The sequence below is a fragment of the Falsochrobactrum shanghaiense genome (assembly GCF_003149535.1).
Classification (GTDB): Bacteria; Pseudomonadota; Alphaproteobacteria; order Rhizobiales; family Rhizobiaceae; genus Brucella; species Brucella shanghaiense.
In genome coordinates this window covers 20,268-39,461 of sequence record NZ_QGDB01000003.1, presented here as the reverse complement: position 1 = coordinate 39,461, position 19,194 = coordinate 20,268, and the positions used below count along the sequence as shown (strand labels likewise).

Genomic DNA, 19,194 nt, shown 5'->3' with positions numbered 1-19,194 from the left:
GAAACCATGGATACGGCGGACCAGAACCAATTCGAATTAAGCGAAGAGCAGGTCGCGATCCAAACGATGGCATCGGATTTTGCCGCCGACCAGGTCGCGCCGAACGCATTGCAATGGGATCGCGACAAGTTTTTCCCCGTCGATACCATTCGCGCGACCGGGCCGCTTGGCATGGGCGGCATCTATGTGGGCGAGGATGTTGGCGGCTCGGCACTCAGCCGTTTCGATGCAGTGCTGATCTTCGAAGCCCTTGCCAAAGCCTGCCCTGCCTTTTCCGCCTTCATATCCATTCACAATATGACCGCCTGGATGATTGACCGTTTCGGCACTGAAGACCAGCGCCGGAGATTTCTGCCCAGTCTTACCTCCATGGAATGGCTCGGCAGCTATTGCCTGACCGAGCCGGGTTCAGGCTCCGATGCTGCCGCCCTTCGCACCCGCGCGATACGCGATGGCGATCATTATATCCTCTCAGGAACCAAACAATTCATATCCGGTGCCGGCGCAACCAATATTTACGTGACCATGGTGCGCACCGGACAGGACGGACCGAAAGGCATTTCGGCGATTATCGTGCCCAAAGATGCCCCCGGCCTGTCATTCGGAGCCAATGAGCACAAGATGGGCTGGAACGCCCAGCCCACCCGCACGGTTATTTTCGATAATTGCCGTGTGCCGGTTGAAAATCGACTGGGGGAAGAAGGCGCAGGCTTCAGCATCGCCATGGCCGGACTGGATGGCGGTCGGCTCAATATTGCCGCCTGCTCGCTAGGCGGAGCCCAGTCAGCCTTGGAAAAAGCCCTCGAATATAGCAGCCAGCGCCAGGCATTCGGCCAGACGATCGACCGCTTTCAGGCCTTGCAGTTCCGCCTTGCCGATATGGAGACGGAGCTTACCGCCGCACGCCAGCTTCTTTATACGGCGGCAAGCAAGCTGGATCGCAAGACCCATGATGCAAGCAAATGGTCAGCCATGGCCAAGCGCTTCGTCACCGATACCGGCTTTGCGGTGGCCAATGACGCGCTGCAAATTTTTGGCGGCTATGGCTATCTTCATGACTACGGCATCGAGAAACTCGTCCGCGATCTGCGGGTGCACCAGATACTCGAAGGCACCAACGAGATCATGCGCCTCATCATCGCGCGACATATGATCGGACGCTGAAATTTCACATCTCCCGGGAGGATTTCGTCATGGCCACTATCGCATTCATAGGTCTGGGCAATATGGGTGGGCCGATGGCCGCCAATCTGGTCAAGGCAGGACACAGGGTGATCGGCTTCGATCTGCTGCCTGAACATCTGGAAGAAGCCAGGGCGAACGGGCTTGAAAGCGCGGCAAGCGCCAGCGAGGCAGCAGGCAGTTCTGACGCGATCATCACCATGCTGCCTGCGGGCAGGCATGTTCTTTCAGTTTATGAAGATATTGCCGCCAAGGCCCGAAAAGATTCACTTTTTATCGATTGCTCGACCATCGATGTCGATTCCGCGCGCAAGGCGCATGAGATTGCGGCCGCGCACGGCCATCTCTCGGTTGACGCTCCTGTTTCCGGCGGCACGGGTGGTGCTACGGCAGGAACGCTCACCTTCATGGCCGGGGGGAGCGGTGACGCTTTCATGCGTGCCGAACCCCTGTTGAAGCCCATGGCGGGCAAGATCGTGCATTGCGGTGGCAATGGCGCCGGACAGGCCGCCAAGATCTGCAACAATATGATTCTGGGCATTTCGATGATCGGCGTCAGTGAAGCCTTTGTCCTGGCCGAAAAGCTCGGCCTTTCGCATCAGGCATTATTCGATGTCGCCTCCACCTCGTCAGGCCAGTGCTGGTCGCTGACCACTTATTGCCCGGTTCCCGGCCCCGTTCCCGCTTCTCCAGCCAATAAGGATTACAAACCCGGCTTTGCCGCAGCCCTGATGCTCAAGGATTTACGGCTTTCGCAGGAAGCCGCCAGAAGCGCTGGCGCACACACGCCGCTTGGCGCCCATGCTCAGGAACTTTACGACCGCTTTGAGCATGAGGGCCATGGTGGCGAGGATTTTTCGGGCATCATCAATTTTCTGCGTGCCGCAACTGAAAATACCTGACGGATTTTCTCCAAAACCCTGAAAAAACTTGCGTTGTTTAGATTTGCTTAAGGCTCTGATAACCGTCCGGTAACGATGTTGGGCTAGAAAGGAGCAAGAGACGGGGCGCGCACCCTCTCATTGCTCCGGATCAGGTATTGCGTACCGGAGCTTCCAGTCTCTTCCGCTCGTGTATTGTTTGGCGGAACTCCATGCGTATTTGGCAAAACCGTGCACCCATAAGGCTGCGCGGTTTCTGCCATGTTGCAAAACTATAAAATATGCGTGATCTTGAGAAATCTTTCCAGACGGCAATTGAATTCCAGCCATTTTCCTGTGAAAGCTGCGCACAGCCGAAGCCTATTTTCATGCAGCCATTATCAGGGCCGAAGAAACTTTGACCAAAGACCAACCAGAATCGGCATCCATTGCCGACAAAACCATCTTCGGACTGCCATTGGCGGTCGCCTTTATAGTGTGTTATTTCGCTTTTCAGGCCCTTCTCGTTACTTACGTCTCCAATGGCGCGGGCGTCGATGATGCCGAACAGCTTGCCAATATCGGCTATCTGGACTGGGGATACGGCGGCTCGCAACCCCCGCTCTATACGTGGATAAGCAACCTTGCTGCCTCCATCTTCGGCACATCGATGCTGACCCTGCAATCTGTCAAATTTGGCGTCCTCGCCAGCCTGTTTCTGAGCGTTTTCAAAGCAATGCGCCTGCTGGGCTTTTCGCGCGCCGTTGCTTCCGCAAGCATGCTGGGATTGTTTCTCATTCCCCAGATAGGATGGGAATCCCAGCGTGCGCTTACGCATTCCGTGGCCGGGACCGCTGCGTGTGGATGGGCGTTCTGCGCCTTTGCCTGGCATATGCGTTCGCCGCGGCCCGTTTCAGCAGCCCTTCTGGGCATGACCATGGTTGCCGCCATTCTCGGCAAGTTCAACGCCTCGCTCTTCGTCGCCACGCTGATCGTGACAGGACTATCGGTTGCGGAATACCGCAAGGTTCTGCTTTCAAAACTCTCCATCGTCACCGCGCTTGCATTTGCGATCTGCATCGCACCGACCGCCCTCTGGATGCTCGATCACAGATCGAGTGTCATAGCGCGTTCGGAAAAGTTGCAAATCGGCACCTCCGGCAATCTCCTGCTCGACCGGATCAGCGGTATCGAAAGCCTGATCATCGCGGCATTTCTGTTTTCGGTGCTGGTCGTAGCCGTTGCGGGCATCATCGCCCTTCTCCACAGGGACAAACGCCTGAACGCCGGACATGCCCTGACGCCGGGCGAAAGCTTCATGCGCCGCATCCTTATCGTCGGCCTGCTGGTTGTTCTGGCCGGAATCCTGACGATGGGCATCACCAATATCAAGGACCGCTGGTTACAGCCGGTTCTTTTCCTCACCCCGGCAACACTTTCCTGCCTGCTTGCCCGCTATTGGCGTGGCGATCGCTCCCTCACCGATTTTGCAACCATGGGCGTAATCGCAGCGCTCCTCGTGCCGCCGGTCCTGAGCTATTATCTCGTCTATGGCTCCAGCGCCCCTCCCTATGGGCAGCTGGATTATCAGAAGCTTTATACGGAAATAAGATCAAACGGCGATTTCACGACGATCCTTGCCGACAACCCCCAGATTCCGGGCAATTTCAGGCTTTTCGATTCAGACATTCGGGTCATTCACTCTGAAACGCCCATTGACGCCTATAAAATAGAAAAACCTGTTCTGGTCATGTGGTTTGGCGATGCAACCCCAAATCCGGCGATCATGGAAATAATGAATGCCGCAAATATCGCTGTACCGCAAACAGGCGTCAAAACAACGACGCTCGCCTATAGAACCGACCCCCATCGGCAATTCACCATCAGCTATTTTCTGGCGCAATAGACGCGCATCCCGAAAAGGGTGAAACGGTTTTCGGAAAAGATGCGCGTTTAAATAAAAAGTGAGAGCGCCGATCCGATACTATCAGATCGACGCTCTAAAGCATGTCGCCCCAAAGTGGGAACCGGTTTCGGGATAACGACATGCGTAAAAACAATAACTTAAAGCGCAAGGAGTGAATCTGAAAGATCACGACGCGCTCTAAAGGCGGCTGTCCCGCTATTGGCTGGATAGTCGCTTATTCCACCACATCCTCCACGGCATTCGCCGTGCTTTTAACGTCACGACCGACGCCGCGCACCGTATTGGCGCACGATACGAGTGTGAAAGCACAAAGAATAATGGCAATCGGAACGATGCGGGATAATTTCATAATAGCCTCTCCATTGCGACCCTGCCTGTTCGGGCAGTCATATTAAGCAATTAGCGCGAGAATAATCGCCGACAAGAGAAGGCATGTCATCATATTTTTCAGCGGCCCATTAAATAGAACGAAAACTCTCGAAACGCCCGCATCGGCGGTATGTTTCAAATACATTGCGCAAATGCTCGGCTACCACCTGAATATGTTCTTCCGCATCGGGCTTGACCACCATGCCAAGCTGATAACGTCCAAGCTGTGGCAATCCATGCTCCTCCCCCAGCACCACAATTCCATCGTCAAGCAACGTCCGGGCAAACGGGGCGACGGCAAGATCGGCAACGATAGCCGCCCGCTGTCCCGTCGAGTGTGAACTCATATAGGCAATGCGATAGGAGCGTCCGTCTTTCTCAAGCGCTTCCAATGCATTGCCGCGCCATGCGCAACCATCTTCCCATATGGCGAGCGGCAAGGGATCGTGCCGATAGGCTGTGCCGCTTTTGGCGCCAACCCAGACCAGTTCTTCATCCAGTAAAATCTCGACATCGCCCTTGCCGGGAACGGTATGCGACATATTCATCAATGTCACATCCAGACGCCGCTCGTCGAAGCGCCTGCGAAGACTGACGCTTTGATCGATGACGACATCGACAGTCACGCCGGGATGGGTATGAGAGAACCGCTTGAGGACCAGCGGCAGGACACATTGCCCCAGATCATCCGGCGATCCAAGCCGCACAACGCCGGTTACGCCCGGCGCAATGAACTTCGAAACCGCCTCACGATTGAGCGACAACATGCGCCGCGCATATCCAAGCAGCACCTCGCCGTCGACGGTCAGCGTCACCGAACGGGCATCGCGGTCGAATACGCTCACGCCGATCTGTTCTTCAAGCTTCTTGATCTGCATCGACACGGCGGAAGGCGTGCGAAACACCACATTTGCCGCAGCCGAAAAACTGCCCGTATCGGCAATGGCTGCAAAAGTGCGCAGCACATCCATGTCGAGCAAAGGCAGAGGGAGTTTAACTGGTGCCGTCATAATGGACCTCGCTGCCTGATTAAGGTTCAATTTTTATGATCTTATACGTTTCTATATTTCATTCGATTGAACGTCAAGATGACTGCAGTGTGCATGTGAATGAGATCCATCCAAGACGATAAACCATTCGATCTCTTTTCATCAGGAGAAAGAAAATAACCATGCAACGTGATCTTTCACTCGTCCACACAGCCTCGCCGCTTCACTCCGTAACCGACCGGCTTAAAGGGGCAGGCGTCTTCGTTGCGCAGAGCTACAAGGCCTGGGCTCACCGCAGGCGCGTGGCGGGCAGCCTCCGTATCCTGGAGGCCCTGCCGGAGCATATTCTGCACGACATCGGCTGGCCCAATATCGACGACCGGCTGGCCGGGCCGGAACGAAAGAGGAAAGGATGATTCCAGAATGCGGGCGGATGATGGTTCGCCCGCAATTTCGCGACAGTCACCTGCCACTATACGGCAGGCATTTAGCCGCACTATGCAACCTGAATGTTCTGTGCCTCAATGCATATCTATTCCGTTTGCGCCATACCCTACCCCTTGTATAATCGGGCATGCGCAGTCGGATAGCGGTCAAGGAGCGACCGAAGAACGGAGCCGAAATTCGGCACCGGTGTCATGACGGAGGCACAAGGCTGAAAACCGCAATGGGAACTGCGGTAACGGCCTTCATGAATGGGAACGATCAGGCTATGAATCAGGCTTCGTCGATCAAGCGGTCTATTGTTTTTTTTCTTGTTCCAAATTTTTCGATGATTGCATTTGCAACGGCAATCGAGCCGTTGCGCATTGCCAATCGCATGCTGGGCTATGAAGCCTATCGCTGGCGGCTTACATCCGCCGACGGCAAGCCGGTCATGGCATCCAATGGCGTGGAATGCGCGGTCAACACATCGCTGGAGGAAGAACGTCGCCTGCTTCCCCAGGAGCAGCGCCCGTCCATGGTCTTCGTCTGCGCCGGCGTAAATGTCGAGGAGTTTCGGAACAAATCGGTCTTTGCCTGGCTTCGCGAGCAATATAATCGCGGCGTGGCCGTCGGCGGTCTTTGCACCGGCGCACATATTCTGGCCGCGGCAGGACTTCTTTCTGGAAAACGCTGCGCGATCCACTGGGAAAACCTGCCCGGCTTTTCCGAAGCCTTCCCGAAAGCGGAAGTTTATGCAGATCTGTTTGAAGTGGACGGGAATATCTATACCTGCGCTGGCGGGACTGCCTCGCTCGATATGATGCTCAAGCTGATCGGTGACGATTTCGACAGCAATCTGGTCAATAAAATTTGCGAGCAGGCGCTTACCGACCGCGTGCGCAACCCGCATGACCGCCAGCGCCTGCCCCTGCGTGCGCGCCTTGGCATCCAGAACTCGAAAATTCTCACTATTATCGAGATGATGGAGGCCAATCTTTCCGAACCGGAAACGCTCATCGATGTAGCGCATAATATCGGCCTCTCGCGGCGTCAGGTCGAAAGGCTTTTCCGGCAGGAAATGGGGCGCTCCCCTGCCCGCTATTATCTGGAAATCCGCCTCGACCGCGCCCGTCACCTGCTGCTGCAATCACCCATGCCGGTTGTGGAAGTGGCCGTTGCCTGCGGTTTTGTTTCCGCGTCGCATTTTTCAAAATGCTATCGCGAACTTTACGGTCGCTCACCGCAGCAAGAACGCGCCGAACGCAAAATGCTCACCGCCGCCTGAATTTGAAAAGCGAGAATGCTGCGACATCCTGTATTCACTCGAAATATCAAGGCACTGCCCTGACATCATGAATCAAATCGTCAGCCCGCGCTGACGATTTTCCGCATTGTCGAATCCTGTCGGCCATCTTGCCAAAAGAAGATTGCACCCGGTCGCCCCGCGCCGTGATTATGTCGTAGAAAGACAATTATCCCTTCTTGCCAGCCAGTATGGTTTCGTCAATTTCGTCCCTTACAAACCAAGGTCGCATAAAATGGCAGAATTTCCTAAAAAGGCGAAAGTCGTCATCATCGGGCTGGGCGGCATTGTCGGCGCATCGGTTGCCCACCACCTCGTTGAGCGCGGATGGGATGACATTGTCGGCATCGACAAATCCGGCATCCCGACCGACATCGGCTCTACAGCCCACGCATCCGATTTCTGCTATGCGACAAGCCATGATTTCCTTTCATGCTGGACATCGCTTTATTCCATCAATTTCTTTGAGAAAATGGGCCATTATGCCCGTATTGGCGGCATTGAAGTCGCACGCGTCGGTGACGATGCCCGCATGGATGAACTCAGGCGCAAAGTTGTTTCCGGCAAGGCGTTCGGCACCCGCGCCCGCATGATGGACCCGGCGGAAGTCAAGGAAAAATTCCCGCTGATTGAGGAAAGCATGGTGCAAGGCGGCATGTGGGATCCGGATGCCGGTCTCGTTATTCCGCGTTCGCAGACGGTTGCAGGCAAGCTTATCGATCAGGCCGAAGCTTCGGGGAAACTGACAAGTTTTGCCAATACGCCAGCGCAATCTCTCGTCATTGAGAATGGCCGCATCAAAGGCGTCGTCACCCATCGCGGCACCATCGAGGCCGATTATGTCGTGGTATGCGCCGGGCTTTGGGGCCGCCTGATTGCGGAAATGGCGGGCGAAGACCTTCCCGTCATGCCCATAGACCACCCGCTGACCTTCTTTGGCCCCTATAACGAGTTTTCAGGCACCGGCAAGGAAATCGGCTGGCCATTGCTGCGCGATCAGGGCAATTCCGCCTATATGCGCGATACCGGCGACCCCAAGACCGCCGAAGGCGGCCAGATCGAATGGGGCTATTACGAGGAAACCAATCCACGCCTCTGCCACCCCCGTCATCTACAGGAAAAGGACGAAGCACGGCTTTCGCCCTCGCAGCGCGATCTGGAGATGGAACAGATACTTGAGCCGCTGGAACGCGCTATCGAATTGACGCCCATACTGGGCGAGCTTGGCTATAATGAAAGCCACTCCTTCAACGGCTTTCTTCAGGTCACGACCGATGGCGGGCCTTCCATCGGCGAAAGCCAGAAAGTGCGTGGTCTCTGGTATGCGGTTGCAATCTGGGTGAAGGACGCGCCCGGCATGGGCAAATTGCTTGCCGACTGGATGAGCGATGGCCGCACTGCAATCGATCATAACGCCATCGACTATTCGCGTTTTTATCCGCATCAGATGGAAGAGCAATATATCGAGGACCGCTGCACCGAAACCGCGATGAAAGTCTATAATCCGGCAGTGCACCCGCGCGAGCCTTTCTCAAAGGGCCGCAACATCCGCCGCTCGCCCTTCTACGAACGCGAAAAGGAGCTTGGCGGTTATTTCATGGAGCTTGGCGGCTGGGAACGCGCGCATGGCTACGCCGCCAACGAACATTTACTCGAAAAATACGCAGACCGCGTTCCCCATCGTGAAAACGAATGGGACAACCGCCATTTCTGGCGTGTTTCCAATGCCGAACATCTGGCGCTCAGTGAAGATTGCGGCATCATCAATCTTTCGCATTTTGCCATTTATGACATTGAAGGCCCGGACCACGTCGAGCTGATGGAATGGCTGTGTGCTGCGAAAATTGGCGGCGACGCCAATATCGGCAAAGGCATCTATACTCATTTCCTCGATGATGAAGGCATGGTGCGCGCAGACTTTACCGCCATTCGCATGCCGGATCGTATCCGCATGATCAACGGTGCCGATGCGGGCCCGCGCGATTACCATTATATGCGGCGCGTGGCGCAGGATAAGGGTTTTGACGTCACCATTACCGATGTGACCGAAAAATATGTGACCATTGGCATATGGGGTCCGAATGCGCGCGAAAACCTCAAGAAAGTCGTAGAAGACCCCGACGGTCTGAACATCGAAAACTTCCCCTTTGCGGCAATCAAGCCGATCCGCATTGCGGGCAAGGACGTGACTGCATTCCGCATCTCCTATGTCGGCGAACAGGGCTGGGAATTGCATATGCGTTATGACGATGGCCTTGCCGTCTGGGACGCATTGCGTTCGACGGGCGTGATTGCGGTCGGTGTTGAAACCTATGCCAATACCCGTCGCATGGAAAAAAGCCTTCGCCTGCAAAATGCGGATTTGCGCACCGAATATAACCTGCTCGAAGCCGATCTGGCCCGGCCCAAGGTCAAGGAAGCCGATTTTTGCGGCAAGGCGAAGCATCTCGAATATAAGGCGCGCGATCATCAGCCTGCCATGCTTTGCACATTGGTCATGACCGATAATATCGATTCAAACGGCGTCGCGCGTTTTCCTGTCGGCATATTGCCCGTAATGGACCCGGAAACGGGAGAAACACTGGTGGATGAGCTAGGCCGCCGCTCTTATACATCCTCGATCGCCTATGGCCCCAGCATCGGCAAAAATATCGCCCTCGCCTACCTGCCCTGGTCTTACTGTCAGGAAGGTCGAAAGCTGATCGTGGAATATTTTGGCGAGACCTATCCGGTCGAAGTCACGTCCATCGGCTATAAGCCGCTTTACGACCCCGAAAACCTTAAACCGCGCAGCTAAAGCATATCGCCCGAAAGGGGGAACCGGTTTCGGGATAACGACATGCGGAAAACAAAGACTTGGAGCGGTTCAAATGTTTCTGTTTAAACAGGAACCGCTCTGGCTTTTATCCCTTTCAAGGGTGGCTATGATGCATCGTCCTTTGTCGATCGGATTTCATGCCTGTTCAACTCATTCGACAATTTCTCCACCTCTGCGGCATTGACCACCAGAGAAGTCGAGCTTGAAGCCAGTTGGATATTTTCAGCGTGAAATCTCTCGACAATCTGGAAACGTATCTCGTTCTTGATCCCGCCGGTTGAGGTAATATCCGCGACAAAGGCATAAATATCGAAGACCAGCAGCGACTCCGTCATGCTCTGAAGAGCCACAAACGGCTCAGGATTTTTCAGGATTGACGGATTGCTGCGTATGATTTCCGTCAGCAGCGTATGGACGCGGCGCGGGTCCGCCATATAGCCCGTCTGCACATTGATGTCGATGCGACCGAGCTTGTTGCGCAAGGTCCAGTTGCCGACATTGCCATTGATCAGGCTGGAATTGGGCACCACGATTGATTGTCGCTGGAAGGTCTCGACTTCCGTCGCACGAACGCTGATTTTCTTGACGATCCCGCTGACGCCGCCAGTTTCAACCCAATCCCCCACCTTGAAAGGGCGTTCGGCAAGCAAAATGAGGCCGGACACAAAGTTCTGGACGATATTTTGCAGGCCAAAACCAATACCCAGCGAAAGACCGCCCGCAATCAGCGCCAGACTGGAAAGATTGAAGCCCGCAGCCGAAACGCCGATCAGCGCCGCAAGCACGACGCCGACATATCCAATCACGGTGCGGATTGAATTACGCACCCCGGCATCAACCCGGCCCCGCGCCAGAACCTTGCTGTCGAGCCAGTTCTGAAACCAGTGCATCAGGAAATAGACAATGACAAACAGTGCCAGACCGGTCAGAATTCCGGTCAGCGAGACCGAAATACTGCCGATCTGGAAGCCCGTCATCAGGCCATAGAAGCCGCTTTTGAGTTCAGCCCATTGAAAGCCGAATTGCATGAGCACCAGAGGAACCCCGATCAGCGCCACCGCCAGATTGATCAGAATGCCAATCATCACGCCAAGCTGGTCAAGCGCCATGTCATCGAAATGAAAACGCTCATGCAATAGCCGCCCAACCGGTCTGGAGGCGAAAGCCTGCTCTTCCGAAATCGTTCGCCCCGTCAAAAAGCCCAGATACATCACAACCAGAAACGCACCCGTTACCACGATCTGCTGCGAGATAAACCGGGCCAGCCCGATAAAGCCCAGCGAGGCCACGATAATTGGCAGTAATCCCAATAGAATGAGAAATCTTCGAAAGGCTCTCGGCCAGGGCTGCACGCCATTTTCTTCCGGCTTTTCCATCGGCTTAAGAAAAGCCGCAATCAAAATGAGAAGCCCGATCACCAGCGTCAGCAACAAGCTCTTCGCCATGGTAAGCGAAAGGGGTGCCGCAAGCACTTCGTTGACCTTGCTGAAAAAGGAGTCGGCCCCGCTTGCCACGGCCATGGCAATGATAAGGCAAATAAGGATATACCCGGGTCGGGGAGCAATCGGCATCAGCCGCCATACCGGCATATTCGGACTGATGCAGACAAAAGCCAGTCGACCAATGAAAAAAATAATGCCCACTGCTATGAAGAAGGCTTGTAATATTATTACAACATTCGGCGTCATTATATCGAAATAATTTAAGAAAAAATATGCCGTGACTAAAAAGGTCGCGACGGCCCCAGCGGGAATTACCGTGGACCAGAATGCGACCGACAGGCGGCGCAGATTTGAGGGGACTTCATTTTCCGCAGTCCGGCTATAAAGGGATCCCAGAATTCTTCGCGCCCCCAGTTGCAGGAAGAACGCTGCGGCCAGGGCCAGCAGAGTGGCGGCAAGAAAGGCATGCAGTTTAAACTCAAGGACGAACCGCCACCAGGATTTCAGGATAAGGCCCAGTTCAGCCAGCTGGGTACGAGCGTCAAGGATCACTTTAGAAGCAAGCGTGGTATCGATATGAACCCGATGTGACAGGGTGCCTGTAAATAACTCCCGGCGAAGATTGCTAACCGTTGCTGATAATTGCTTGACGGTAAGCGCTGTATCTTCCGTATCGCTCAGCTTCGCATTGATTTCGCTCTTTTCCGCATTCAGCCGGGCGCGTTCCTCAGTGACAATAGCCGCCTCGGACGCCTCGTCTCCTGCCGGAGCGGTGCCAAGCTGTTCCAGCCGCCTGTTGATTTCTGCCAGACGCTGGCGAAGAACAGTATTCGTATCTGACAATTGGCGGGAGAGCGCATCCAGACGAAGCCTTAAACCGGCCAGTTCTTCATCACTGCTCATCGGCGCCTGTAATTGGTCGCCAATTGTTTGCGCCTGTTCCTTATAGTCGAGAAGCTCCTCTTTTTGCTGCTGCACCACGCCCGGCGCGGGAGCGTCCTGTGCGGATGCAATAACCACCCCTCCGAGAAGGAGGGCGAAGAGGACGGATAGGAATCCAGGAATGCGAAATCTTGAAATATATGCCAATTTAAGCGCCACCAGTTTCAAGTCCGATGCTCCAACATAGCGCAGGCCGAAGAGGTCGCAAGGCCACCTGCCTCCGAAAGTTCCTGCTTTATGAAGCATACCGGCGGCGCAGGCGATAGGTGAGAAAACCAGTATTTCCTTGTTCGCCGGGAGATAAATCGGTAATGAGGATTCGCAAATGGTGTTATAATTTCTCATTACAGCGCACTGACGAAGGAAGCCTCGGCGTTTTGACCAACGGCATCGATAAAAGGGATCGGCGCACCGACCTCAACGAACGGCATGGCTTCATGCTGTTTCTTTCGTGCGTCCTGTCGATTGCTGCAGTTCTGTTCTCCGCCGATTTCGCAGCGCTCAACGGGCAGTTTTTCCGCAATGGCCCCGCAAACGAGACCACACAACAGATTGAAGATGCCTCGGCAATTCCCCCGCGGCAGCAATCCGCATCCCTTTCGCAGACAATACGGGCAATCCTCGTGGAAGCGGCTTTGGCAAAGCCACAGCCGGCCTATCCAGACGGCAACAGTCATGGCCTTCCTGCCCGCTTTGCGGCCTTGAGCTTTCATGAGGCCAAAACTGCCGAAGCTGTGAGCCGACCCCGCGCTTTTCGCCTCTTCGCCAGCAGCAAAAAGAGCCCGCGAGCGCCGCCCGCTTCTGTATGAACCATTTTAAATGATTGACCAGGATCAATCCTGAATCACATTACAAGAATAGCGCCGTAACCCTTTTATTCAAAAGGGATTTCATAGGCGCCAAGCTTCGGAACCTGAATTCATGCGTACTTCAAAATGGGTCGCTGTGCTATATGGCCTGATCGTCCTGATCGGCGTCGCCATCGCCTTGCCCAACTTCATCTCTCAAAAGCATCTCGATGCGCTTCCATCCAGGCTCCCCAAGCGACAGGTTACACTCGGCCTCGATCTGCGCGGCGGCTCCTATCTCGTTCTGGAAGTGGATGCGGCGAGCCTTAAAAAAGACCGTATGCGGGCGCTGCTCGATGATGCGCGCAGCAAGCTGCGTGCCGAGCGCATCCAGCCGCAATCGATCCGTGCCGTGGGCGATTCCGTCATCGTTACAATTCCCGATGCAGATCAGCGCACAAAAGCCGATACGGCCCTGCGCACGCTGATTTCGCAGGTCAACACCAGCGGCTTCGGCACTGCGATCAACGACATCGACGTAACGAGCAATGACAATCAGGTTCGCCTGACGCTGACGGAGGCGGGCTTCACCTATCGTCTCGACTCCGCGCTTCAGCAAAGCCTTGAAATCATCCGCCAGCGCGTTGACCAGGTCGGTGTCGCCGAACCATCGATCCAGCGTGTCGGCGCCGACCGCATCGTGGTTCAGCTTCCGGGCCTTCAGGACCCGGCGGAACTTCGCCAGCTTCTTGGCAGCACCGCGAAAATGAGCTTCCATATGGTCGCGGATGCCAGCCTCAATGACACGCCGCCTCCCGGCGTGAGCATCCTGCCTGACGCCAAGGATCCAAATATCAGATACCCGATCGAGGATCAGGTCGCCCTTTCCGGCGAACGCCTGACCGACGCACGCGCAGGCTTCGACCAGCGCACCAACGAACCTATCGTTTCATTCCGCTTCGATAGCCTTGGTGCACGCCAGTTTGCCGATATTACGACCAAAAATGTCAACCGGCCCTTTGCAATCGTGCTTGACGGCAAGGTCCTGAGCGCGCCGGTTATCCGCGAGCCGATCACCGGCGGTTCGGGACAGATCAGCGGCAGCTTCACGGTTCAGGATACGGTCGTCCTTTCCGCCCTCCTGCGCGCTGGCGCCCTGCCCGCTCCACTGACGGTTATTGAAGAACGCACCGTTGGCCCCGATCTGGGCGGCGATGCGATCCGAATGGGCCTGATTACCGGCATTATCGGCTTTGTTCTGGTGGCCGTCTTCATCCAGCTTCTTTACGGCGTATGGGGGACCATCGCCAACGTGGCCCTGCTGCTCCATACCTTGCTCACCTTCGCGGCGCTGAGCCTTATTGGAGCAACGCTTACCTTGCCGGGCATCGCAGGTATCATTCTGGGCATCGGCATCGCGGTAGATGCGAATATTCTCATTAACGAACGAATACGGGAAGAGACCCGCAAGGGGCTGGGTGCCATGGCGGCCCTCGACAAAGGCTTCCACGCGGCTTTTGCGACCATCGTCGATGCCAATGTGACATCGATGATCTCGACCCTGCTGCTGTTCATGTTCGGTACGGGGCCGGTGCGCGGCTTCGCCATCACCATGATGCTCGGCATCGCCATTTCCATGTTCACCGATGTGACGCTCGTTCGCATGGCCATGGCATGGTTTGTTCGCAAGCGTAAGCTCAAGGTTCTTCATATTGAGCCATTCCTGAAATTCGTGCCGGAAAAGACGAATATCAGCTTCATGAATGCGCGTTTCTTCGGCATCGGTGTTTCCATCGTGCTGTCGATCGCCTCGATCTTCCTGTTCTTCAAGCCCGGCCTGAATTACGGCATCGACTTCATGGGCGGTATTCAGGCGGAAATCAGCACGTCGCAACCCGCCGATCTGGCACAATTGCGCCAGAAGCTTGGTTCGCTCGAACTGGGTGAGGTTGCTCTCCAGACTGCGGGCAGCCCCAGTCAGGTGCTGATCCGCATCCAGCGGCAGGAGGGCGGCGAGGAAGCGCAATCCATAGCCGTCGCCAAGATGCGCGACGCCGTAACCGAAGTCGATCCGGGCGTGAAAATCGAACGGACCGAAGTTGTCGGCCCCAAGGTTTCCGGAGAACTGGCCCGCAACGGCTTTATTGCGGTCGTGCTTTCCGCACTGGGCATGACGGCCTATCTCTGGTGGCGCTTCGAGTGGTTCTTCGCCATGGGTGCGATTGTCACACTCATCCTCGACACGACGAAGATGGTCGGTTTCTTTGCCTTGTTACAGCTCGATTTCAACCTGACCGCAATCGCAGCCCTTCTGACCGCAATCGGCTACTCGGTAAACGATAAGGTTGTGGTCTATGACCGCATGCGTGAAAACATGCGGCTTTATAAGTCCAAATCGCTGCGGGAAATCATCGATATGAGTATCAATCAGGTGCTCGTGCGCTGTGTCTACACATCGCTTACGACCTTCCTGTGTATGCTGCCGATGGCGATCTGGGGCGGCAGCGCCGTGCACAATTTTGCTGTGCCCATGCTGTTCGGCATCGTGATCGCCACCTCCTCGTCGATCTTCATTGCAGCACCGATTCTCCTTCTGCTCGGAGATTGGTGGCAGCATCGCAAAGATGCGCATAAAGAAGCCGAGGAAACGGCTGTTCCCCAGAAGTAACCTTCAAGCCGGGCAAGATAAAACTTGCCCGGCTTTTTCATCATTGCCATTCCCATCTGCCGGATAAAACGGAACAGGCCGCAAAAGCGGCATCTCTTTTTCGCGCAAACCAAATTTCGCCCAAGATTTGTGTCGCATTGAAAGAATTTGTCATCCAGCCTATTGCAGCTCAGGCTACAGATGCGAAAATATGACAAAGACGAATCCCGGACGGCATCAGGACGCGGAGCTGCTCGCCACTCCCAACGAGGTGTTCAAACTACGGAAAGAGCCATTATGGATGAAGCCCGCGCGCAGCATATGCGGAATGAAAGTGCGGTGAGCCGTTAATGAAAGCCAAGGATTATATCTGGCCGATCGTGGGCATTTGCGCTGTCGGCATTTCAGCTTGGCTTCTCTATCGCGAATTGCGCAGCATTTCGATAGATGATGTCATAGATAGTCTTTACGCAATCCGATTTTCCCATTGGCTCCTGGCGTCCGCTTCCGCAATTCTCGCCTATAGTTCGCTCGCAGGCTATGATCGCATTGCACTGCTTCATCTGCGCCGCAAAATATCCTGGCTCTTTATCGCGCTCTGCTCCTTCACCACCTATGCGCTGTCCCACAATATCGGTGCTTCGGTCGTTTCGGGCGCTGTGGTGCGATACCGGGCCTATTCATCCCAGGGTATGCCCGGCAGTGAAATTGCCGTCCTCATTGCCTTCTGCTCTTTCACCTTTGTCATCGGCGTCATCATCACATCCAGCCTCGTTCTTCTCTTGGAACCGCATATCCTCATGCGCTTCAACGAAGAGCTGACACCGGCAATTTCTATCGGCATTGCGCTGGTGATGCTGGCCTTCATACTGCTTTATATATTCGGAAGCTGGCTGCAATTGCGTCCCTTGCAGATCGGCAGGTTCCGTCTGGAATACCCTCGCCTGACGGTCGTTTCCCAGCAATTGATTGTCGCCCCGCTCGAACTGATCGGAGCAGCCGGCATCATCTATTTTGCACTTCCAGAAGCCGGAAATCCGGGTTTTCTGATTATTCTGGGCATTTTTCTTGTGTCGTTTTCGGCAGCATTGATCTCGCATGCACCGGGCGGACTGGGCGTCCTCGAACTGGTTTTCCTCACCGGATTACCCGATATGGATCAGGCCGACGTATTGGCGGCGCTGATCGTTTTCCGCCTGCTCTATCTGCTGATACCCTTCGCAATCTCGCTGATCGTGGTTCTCGTTTTCGAGAGATCGCAATTCGTCCTGCGATGGAACGAGAAGCGGAAATAAAGCATTTCCAACAAAAGTGCGTAGCGGTTTTGTGTCCGGAAAATGCGACAAAAACAAATAGATGAAATATTTACAGCAAAAATGCGTAGCAGCATCCCGAGCGACCAATCGGTCCTTTTCGAGACACCCTATTTATGAACAGATAGGCTGCCGGGCCTCTTACCAGAAACCACGATGCTGCCAGCACCAGAGAAAATTATGCTCGCCCCGCTCCAGCCTGTTGCGGCGCCGTTCTGCGATTTCCTCAGCATTCAGTTTCATCCCGGTCCAGGGATGCTCAAGCCAGGCCGTTGCGGAGCGCAATAGCTTTTTCATGCCTTGGGTATAGAAACGCAGATTACGCATGCACCGCCTCCTGATCGCGCCTGCCATTCCTCATTGCATTTTACCACATGGTGAATGACAGGTTAATTTTGAAGGCTTTGCAGCTTTTGTCAATATCCGACTAAACCTATCGGAGATTGCAGGGTGAAATATTTTGTTAAAACATCACCAGCAAGACGATGGAGCAGCCAGACGCGCGGATAATGCGTGAGGATTTTTCCTCACGCATCGGCTCATGCCGCTAATTTACACCTCATCATCCGATATGGGTCTGATCCGCACTTTCTCGATATGACGACCATCCATCGTCTCGATTCGGAATTCGAAATCGTCCGCAACAAAACTTTCGCCACCCACGGGCAAATGGCCCAGATGCCAAAGCATATAGCCCGCAAGCGTCGTGTAGCGGTCGCCATCATCCACCAGATCACGGCGCAACAGCCCACTCAATCGACGAATATCGGCAAAACCATCGACGATATAGCCGCCCTCTCCGTCTGATTCCGCGACTGCGGCTTCTTCGTCCTCATCGGGGAATTCACCGGCTATGGCTTCAAGCACATCCGTAGGCGTTACGACACCTTCAAAGGAACCATGCTCATCCACGACCACCGCCAGCTGGATGGGAGACACACGCAATTGCTCCATAACGCGCAGCACATTGGCATTCTCGTGTACGACCAGCGGCTGTTTGATGACGCGCTCCCAGTCGATGGGCTTGCCGTCGCTCATATAAAGCAGCAAATCCTTGACCGGGGCCACGCCGGTAAACTCATCCACCTGACGCCGCGCGACGATCACGCGTGAATGCGACAATTCTCGAATCGCCTGATGGATTTCCTCTTCGTCTTCATCCAGGTCCAGCCACTCGATTTCATTACGCGGCGACATGATCGAGCGAACAGGACGCTCTGCGAGATCCAGAACGCCGCGGATCATTTCCTTTTCTTCCGGTAAAAACACGTCATTGGCCGCCGTCTGCTGGGCAATGACGTCAACCGTATCCGAAAGCGGATCCTCGCTGCGTCCGCCGCCCAGCAGGCGTAAAACCGCTCCTGCCGTACGCTCGCGCAGATCATTGGTGGTAACGAGCTTTTCCCGATTGCGCCTTCCCACCTGATTTGCAGCCTCGATAAGCACCGAGAAGCCGATAGCCGCGTAGAGATAGCCCTTTGGAATATGGAACCCGAAGCCCTCTACGATCAGACTGAAACCGATCATCATCAGGAAGCCAAGGCAGAGGATCACCACGGTCGGATGCTTGTTGACAAAATCCATCAGCGGCCTGGACGCGAGCATCATGACGCCGACCGCAATGATGACTGCAATCATCATGACCGGAAGATGCTGCACCATGCCCACAGCCGTAATGACGCTATCGAGCGAGAAGACCGCATCCAGAACCACGATCTGGACGATGACCTGCCAGAAAACCGCATGCACAACACGCGCGCCCTTGGTATCGTGCGCGCCTTCGAGGCGCTCATGCAGCTCCATCGTGCCCTTGGCGAGCAGAAACAGACCGCCAAGCAACATGATGATGTCGCGTCCCGAGAAGGAAAGCCCCAATACAGTTATCAGCGGGGCGCGCAGCGTCACGATCCAGGAGATGGAGGCAAGCAGCACCAGCCGCATCAGGAGCGCCAGCGTCAAGCCGACTATGCGGGCGCGATTACGCTGCTGGGGCGGAAGCTTGTCCGCCAAAATCGCGATAAAGACGAGATTGTCGATGCCGAGAACAATCTCAAGCACCACCAATGTCACCAGTCCTATCCAGGCATTGGGGTCGGCAATCCAGTCCATGGACCAATCCATGATATGTCGGCTCCTATCGATCAGAAGAAATAAAAACGGCAAAATCGCCGCGCAGGCACTTCTTCCG

Annotated in this window: 14 protein-coding genes; 8 read left to right on the top strand and 6 right to left on the bottom strand. The window is 55.0% G+C overall.

What is annotated here, in order from left to right:
- Positions 1 to 6 precede the first annotated feature (6 nt).
- The 3 genes from DKP76_RS07920 to DKP76_RS07910 all read left to right on the top strand — a co-directional run bounded on the left by DKP76_RS07920 (position 7) and on the right by DKP76_RS07910 (position 3,948).
- A complete protein-coding gene (locus tag DKP76_RS07920; RefSeq protein WP_109705931.1) occupies positions 7 to 1,164 on the top strand; it encodes an isobutyryl-CoA dehydrogenase in 1,158 nt (385 codons plus the stop codon).
- Between the two features lie 29 nt (positions 1,165 to 1,193).
- Entirely contained in the window at positions 1,194 to 2,084 is an 891-nt protein-coding gene (gene mmsB, locus DKP76_RS07915; protein WP_109705930.1) for a 3-hydroxyisobutyrate dehydrogenase, read from the top strand.
- Between the two features lie 376 nt (positions 2,085 to 2,460).
- Positions 2,461 to 3,948 carry an ArnT family glycosyltransferase gene (locus DKP76_RS07910; RefSeq protein WP_109705929.1) on the top strand — a complete coding sequence of 496 codons (1,488 nt, stop codon included), beginning with the start codon at positions 2,461 to 2,463 and terminating at the stop codon, positions 3,946 to 3,948.
- A gap of 235 nt (positions 3,949 to 4,183) precedes the next feature.
- Here DKP76_RS07910 and DKP76_RS07905 read toward each other — a convergent pair whose 3' ends face one another.
- Positions 4,184 to 4,318 (bottom strand): entericidin A/B family lipoprotein, encoded by a 135-nt coding sequence (locus tag DKP76_RS07905; RefSeq protein WP_109705928.1) that lies wholly within the window; start codon positions 4,316 to 4,318, stop codon positions 4,184 to 4,186.
- 109 nt (positions 4,319 to 4,427) lie between these two features.
- A complete protein-coding gene (locus DKP76_RS07900) occupies positions 4,428 to 5,348 on the bottom strand; it encodes a LysR family transcriptional regulator (RefSeq protein ID WP_109705927.1) in 921 nt (306 codons plus the stop codon).
- Positions 5,349 to 5,509: 161 nt separating this feature from the next.
- Here DKP76_RS07900 and DKP76_RS07895 point away from each other — a divergent pair, with 161 nt between their 5' ends.
- From DKP76_RS07895 to DKP76_RS07885, 3 genes are all read left to right on the top strand, one after another.
- A complete protein-coding gene (locus DKP76_RS07895; RefSeq protein WP_109705926.1) occupies positions 5,510 to 5,743 on the top strand; it encodes a YjiS-like domain-containing protein in 234 nt (77 codons plus the stop codon).
- A gap of 296 nt (positions 5,744 to 6,039) precedes the next feature.
- On the top strand, positions 6,040 to 7,038 hold the full coding sequence (locus DKP76_RS07890; protein WP_109706491.1) for a GlxA family transcriptional regulator: 999 nt from the start codon (positions 6,040 to 6,042) through the stop codon (positions 7,036 to 7,038).
- A 253-nt stretch (positions 7,039 to 7,291) separates the two neighbouring features.
- Positions 7,292 to 9,853 (top strand): GcvT family protein, encoded by a 2,562-nt coding sequence (locus tag DKP76_RS07885; RefSeq protein ID WP_109706489.1) that lies wholly within the window; start codon positions 7,292 to 7,294, stop codon positions 9,851 to 9,853.
- A gap of 125 nt (positions 9,854 to 9,978) precedes the next feature.
- On the opposite strand, the gene DKP76_RS07880 is transcribed toward DKP76_RS07885, so the two are convergent.
- Both DKP76_RS07880 and DKP76_RS19000 read right to left on the bottom strand, forming a co-directional pair.
- Entirely contained in the window at positions 9,979 to 12,381 is a 2,403-nt protein-coding gene (locus tag DKP76_RS07880) for a mechanosensitive ion channel domain-containing protein (protein ID WP_425349388.1), read from the bottom strand.
- A gap of 221 nt (positions 12,382 to 12,602) precedes the next feature.
- Entirely contained in the window at positions 12,603 to 12,935 is a 333-nt protein-coding gene (locus DKP76_RS19000; protein ID WP_146198913.1) for a hypothetical protein, read from the bottom strand.
- 244 nt (positions 12,936 to 13,179) lie between these two features.
- On the opposite strand from DKP76_RS19000, the gene secD reads away from it, so the two are divergent.
- A complete protein-coding gene (secD, locus tag DKP76_RS07870; RefSeq protein WP_109705924.1) occupies positions 13,180 to 15,714 on the top strand; it encodes a protein translocase subunit SecD in 2,535 nt (844 codons plus the stop codon).
- A 329-nt stretch (positions 15,715 to 16,043) separates the two neighbouring features.
- On the top strand, positions 16,044 to 16,988 hold the full coding sequence (locus DKP76_RS07865) for a lysylphosphatidylglycerol synthase domain-containing protein (protein ID WP_109705923.1): 945 nt from the start codon (positions 16,044 to 16,046) through the stop codon (positions 16,986 to 16,988).
- A gap of 159 nt (positions 16,989 to 17,147) precedes the next feature.
- On the opposite strand, the gene DKP76_RS07860 is transcribed toward DKP76_RS07865, so the two are convergent.
- Together DKP76_RS07860 and DKP76_RS07855 are read right to left on the bottom strand one after the other, a co-directional pair.
- Complete coding sequence (locus DKP76_RS07860; RefSeq protein ID WP_109705922.1) at positions 17,148 to 17,333, bottom strand: hypothetical protein; 186 nt, start codon at positions 17,331 to 17,333, stop codon at positions 17,148 to 17,150.
- 225 nt (positions 17,334 to 17,558) lie between these two features.
- A complete protein-coding gene (locus DKP76_RS07855; RefSeq protein WP_109705921.1) occupies positions 17,559 to 19,127 on the bottom strand; it encodes a TerC family protein in 1,569 nt (522 codons plus the stop codon).
- Positions 19,128 to 19,194 lie beyond the last annotated feature (67 nt).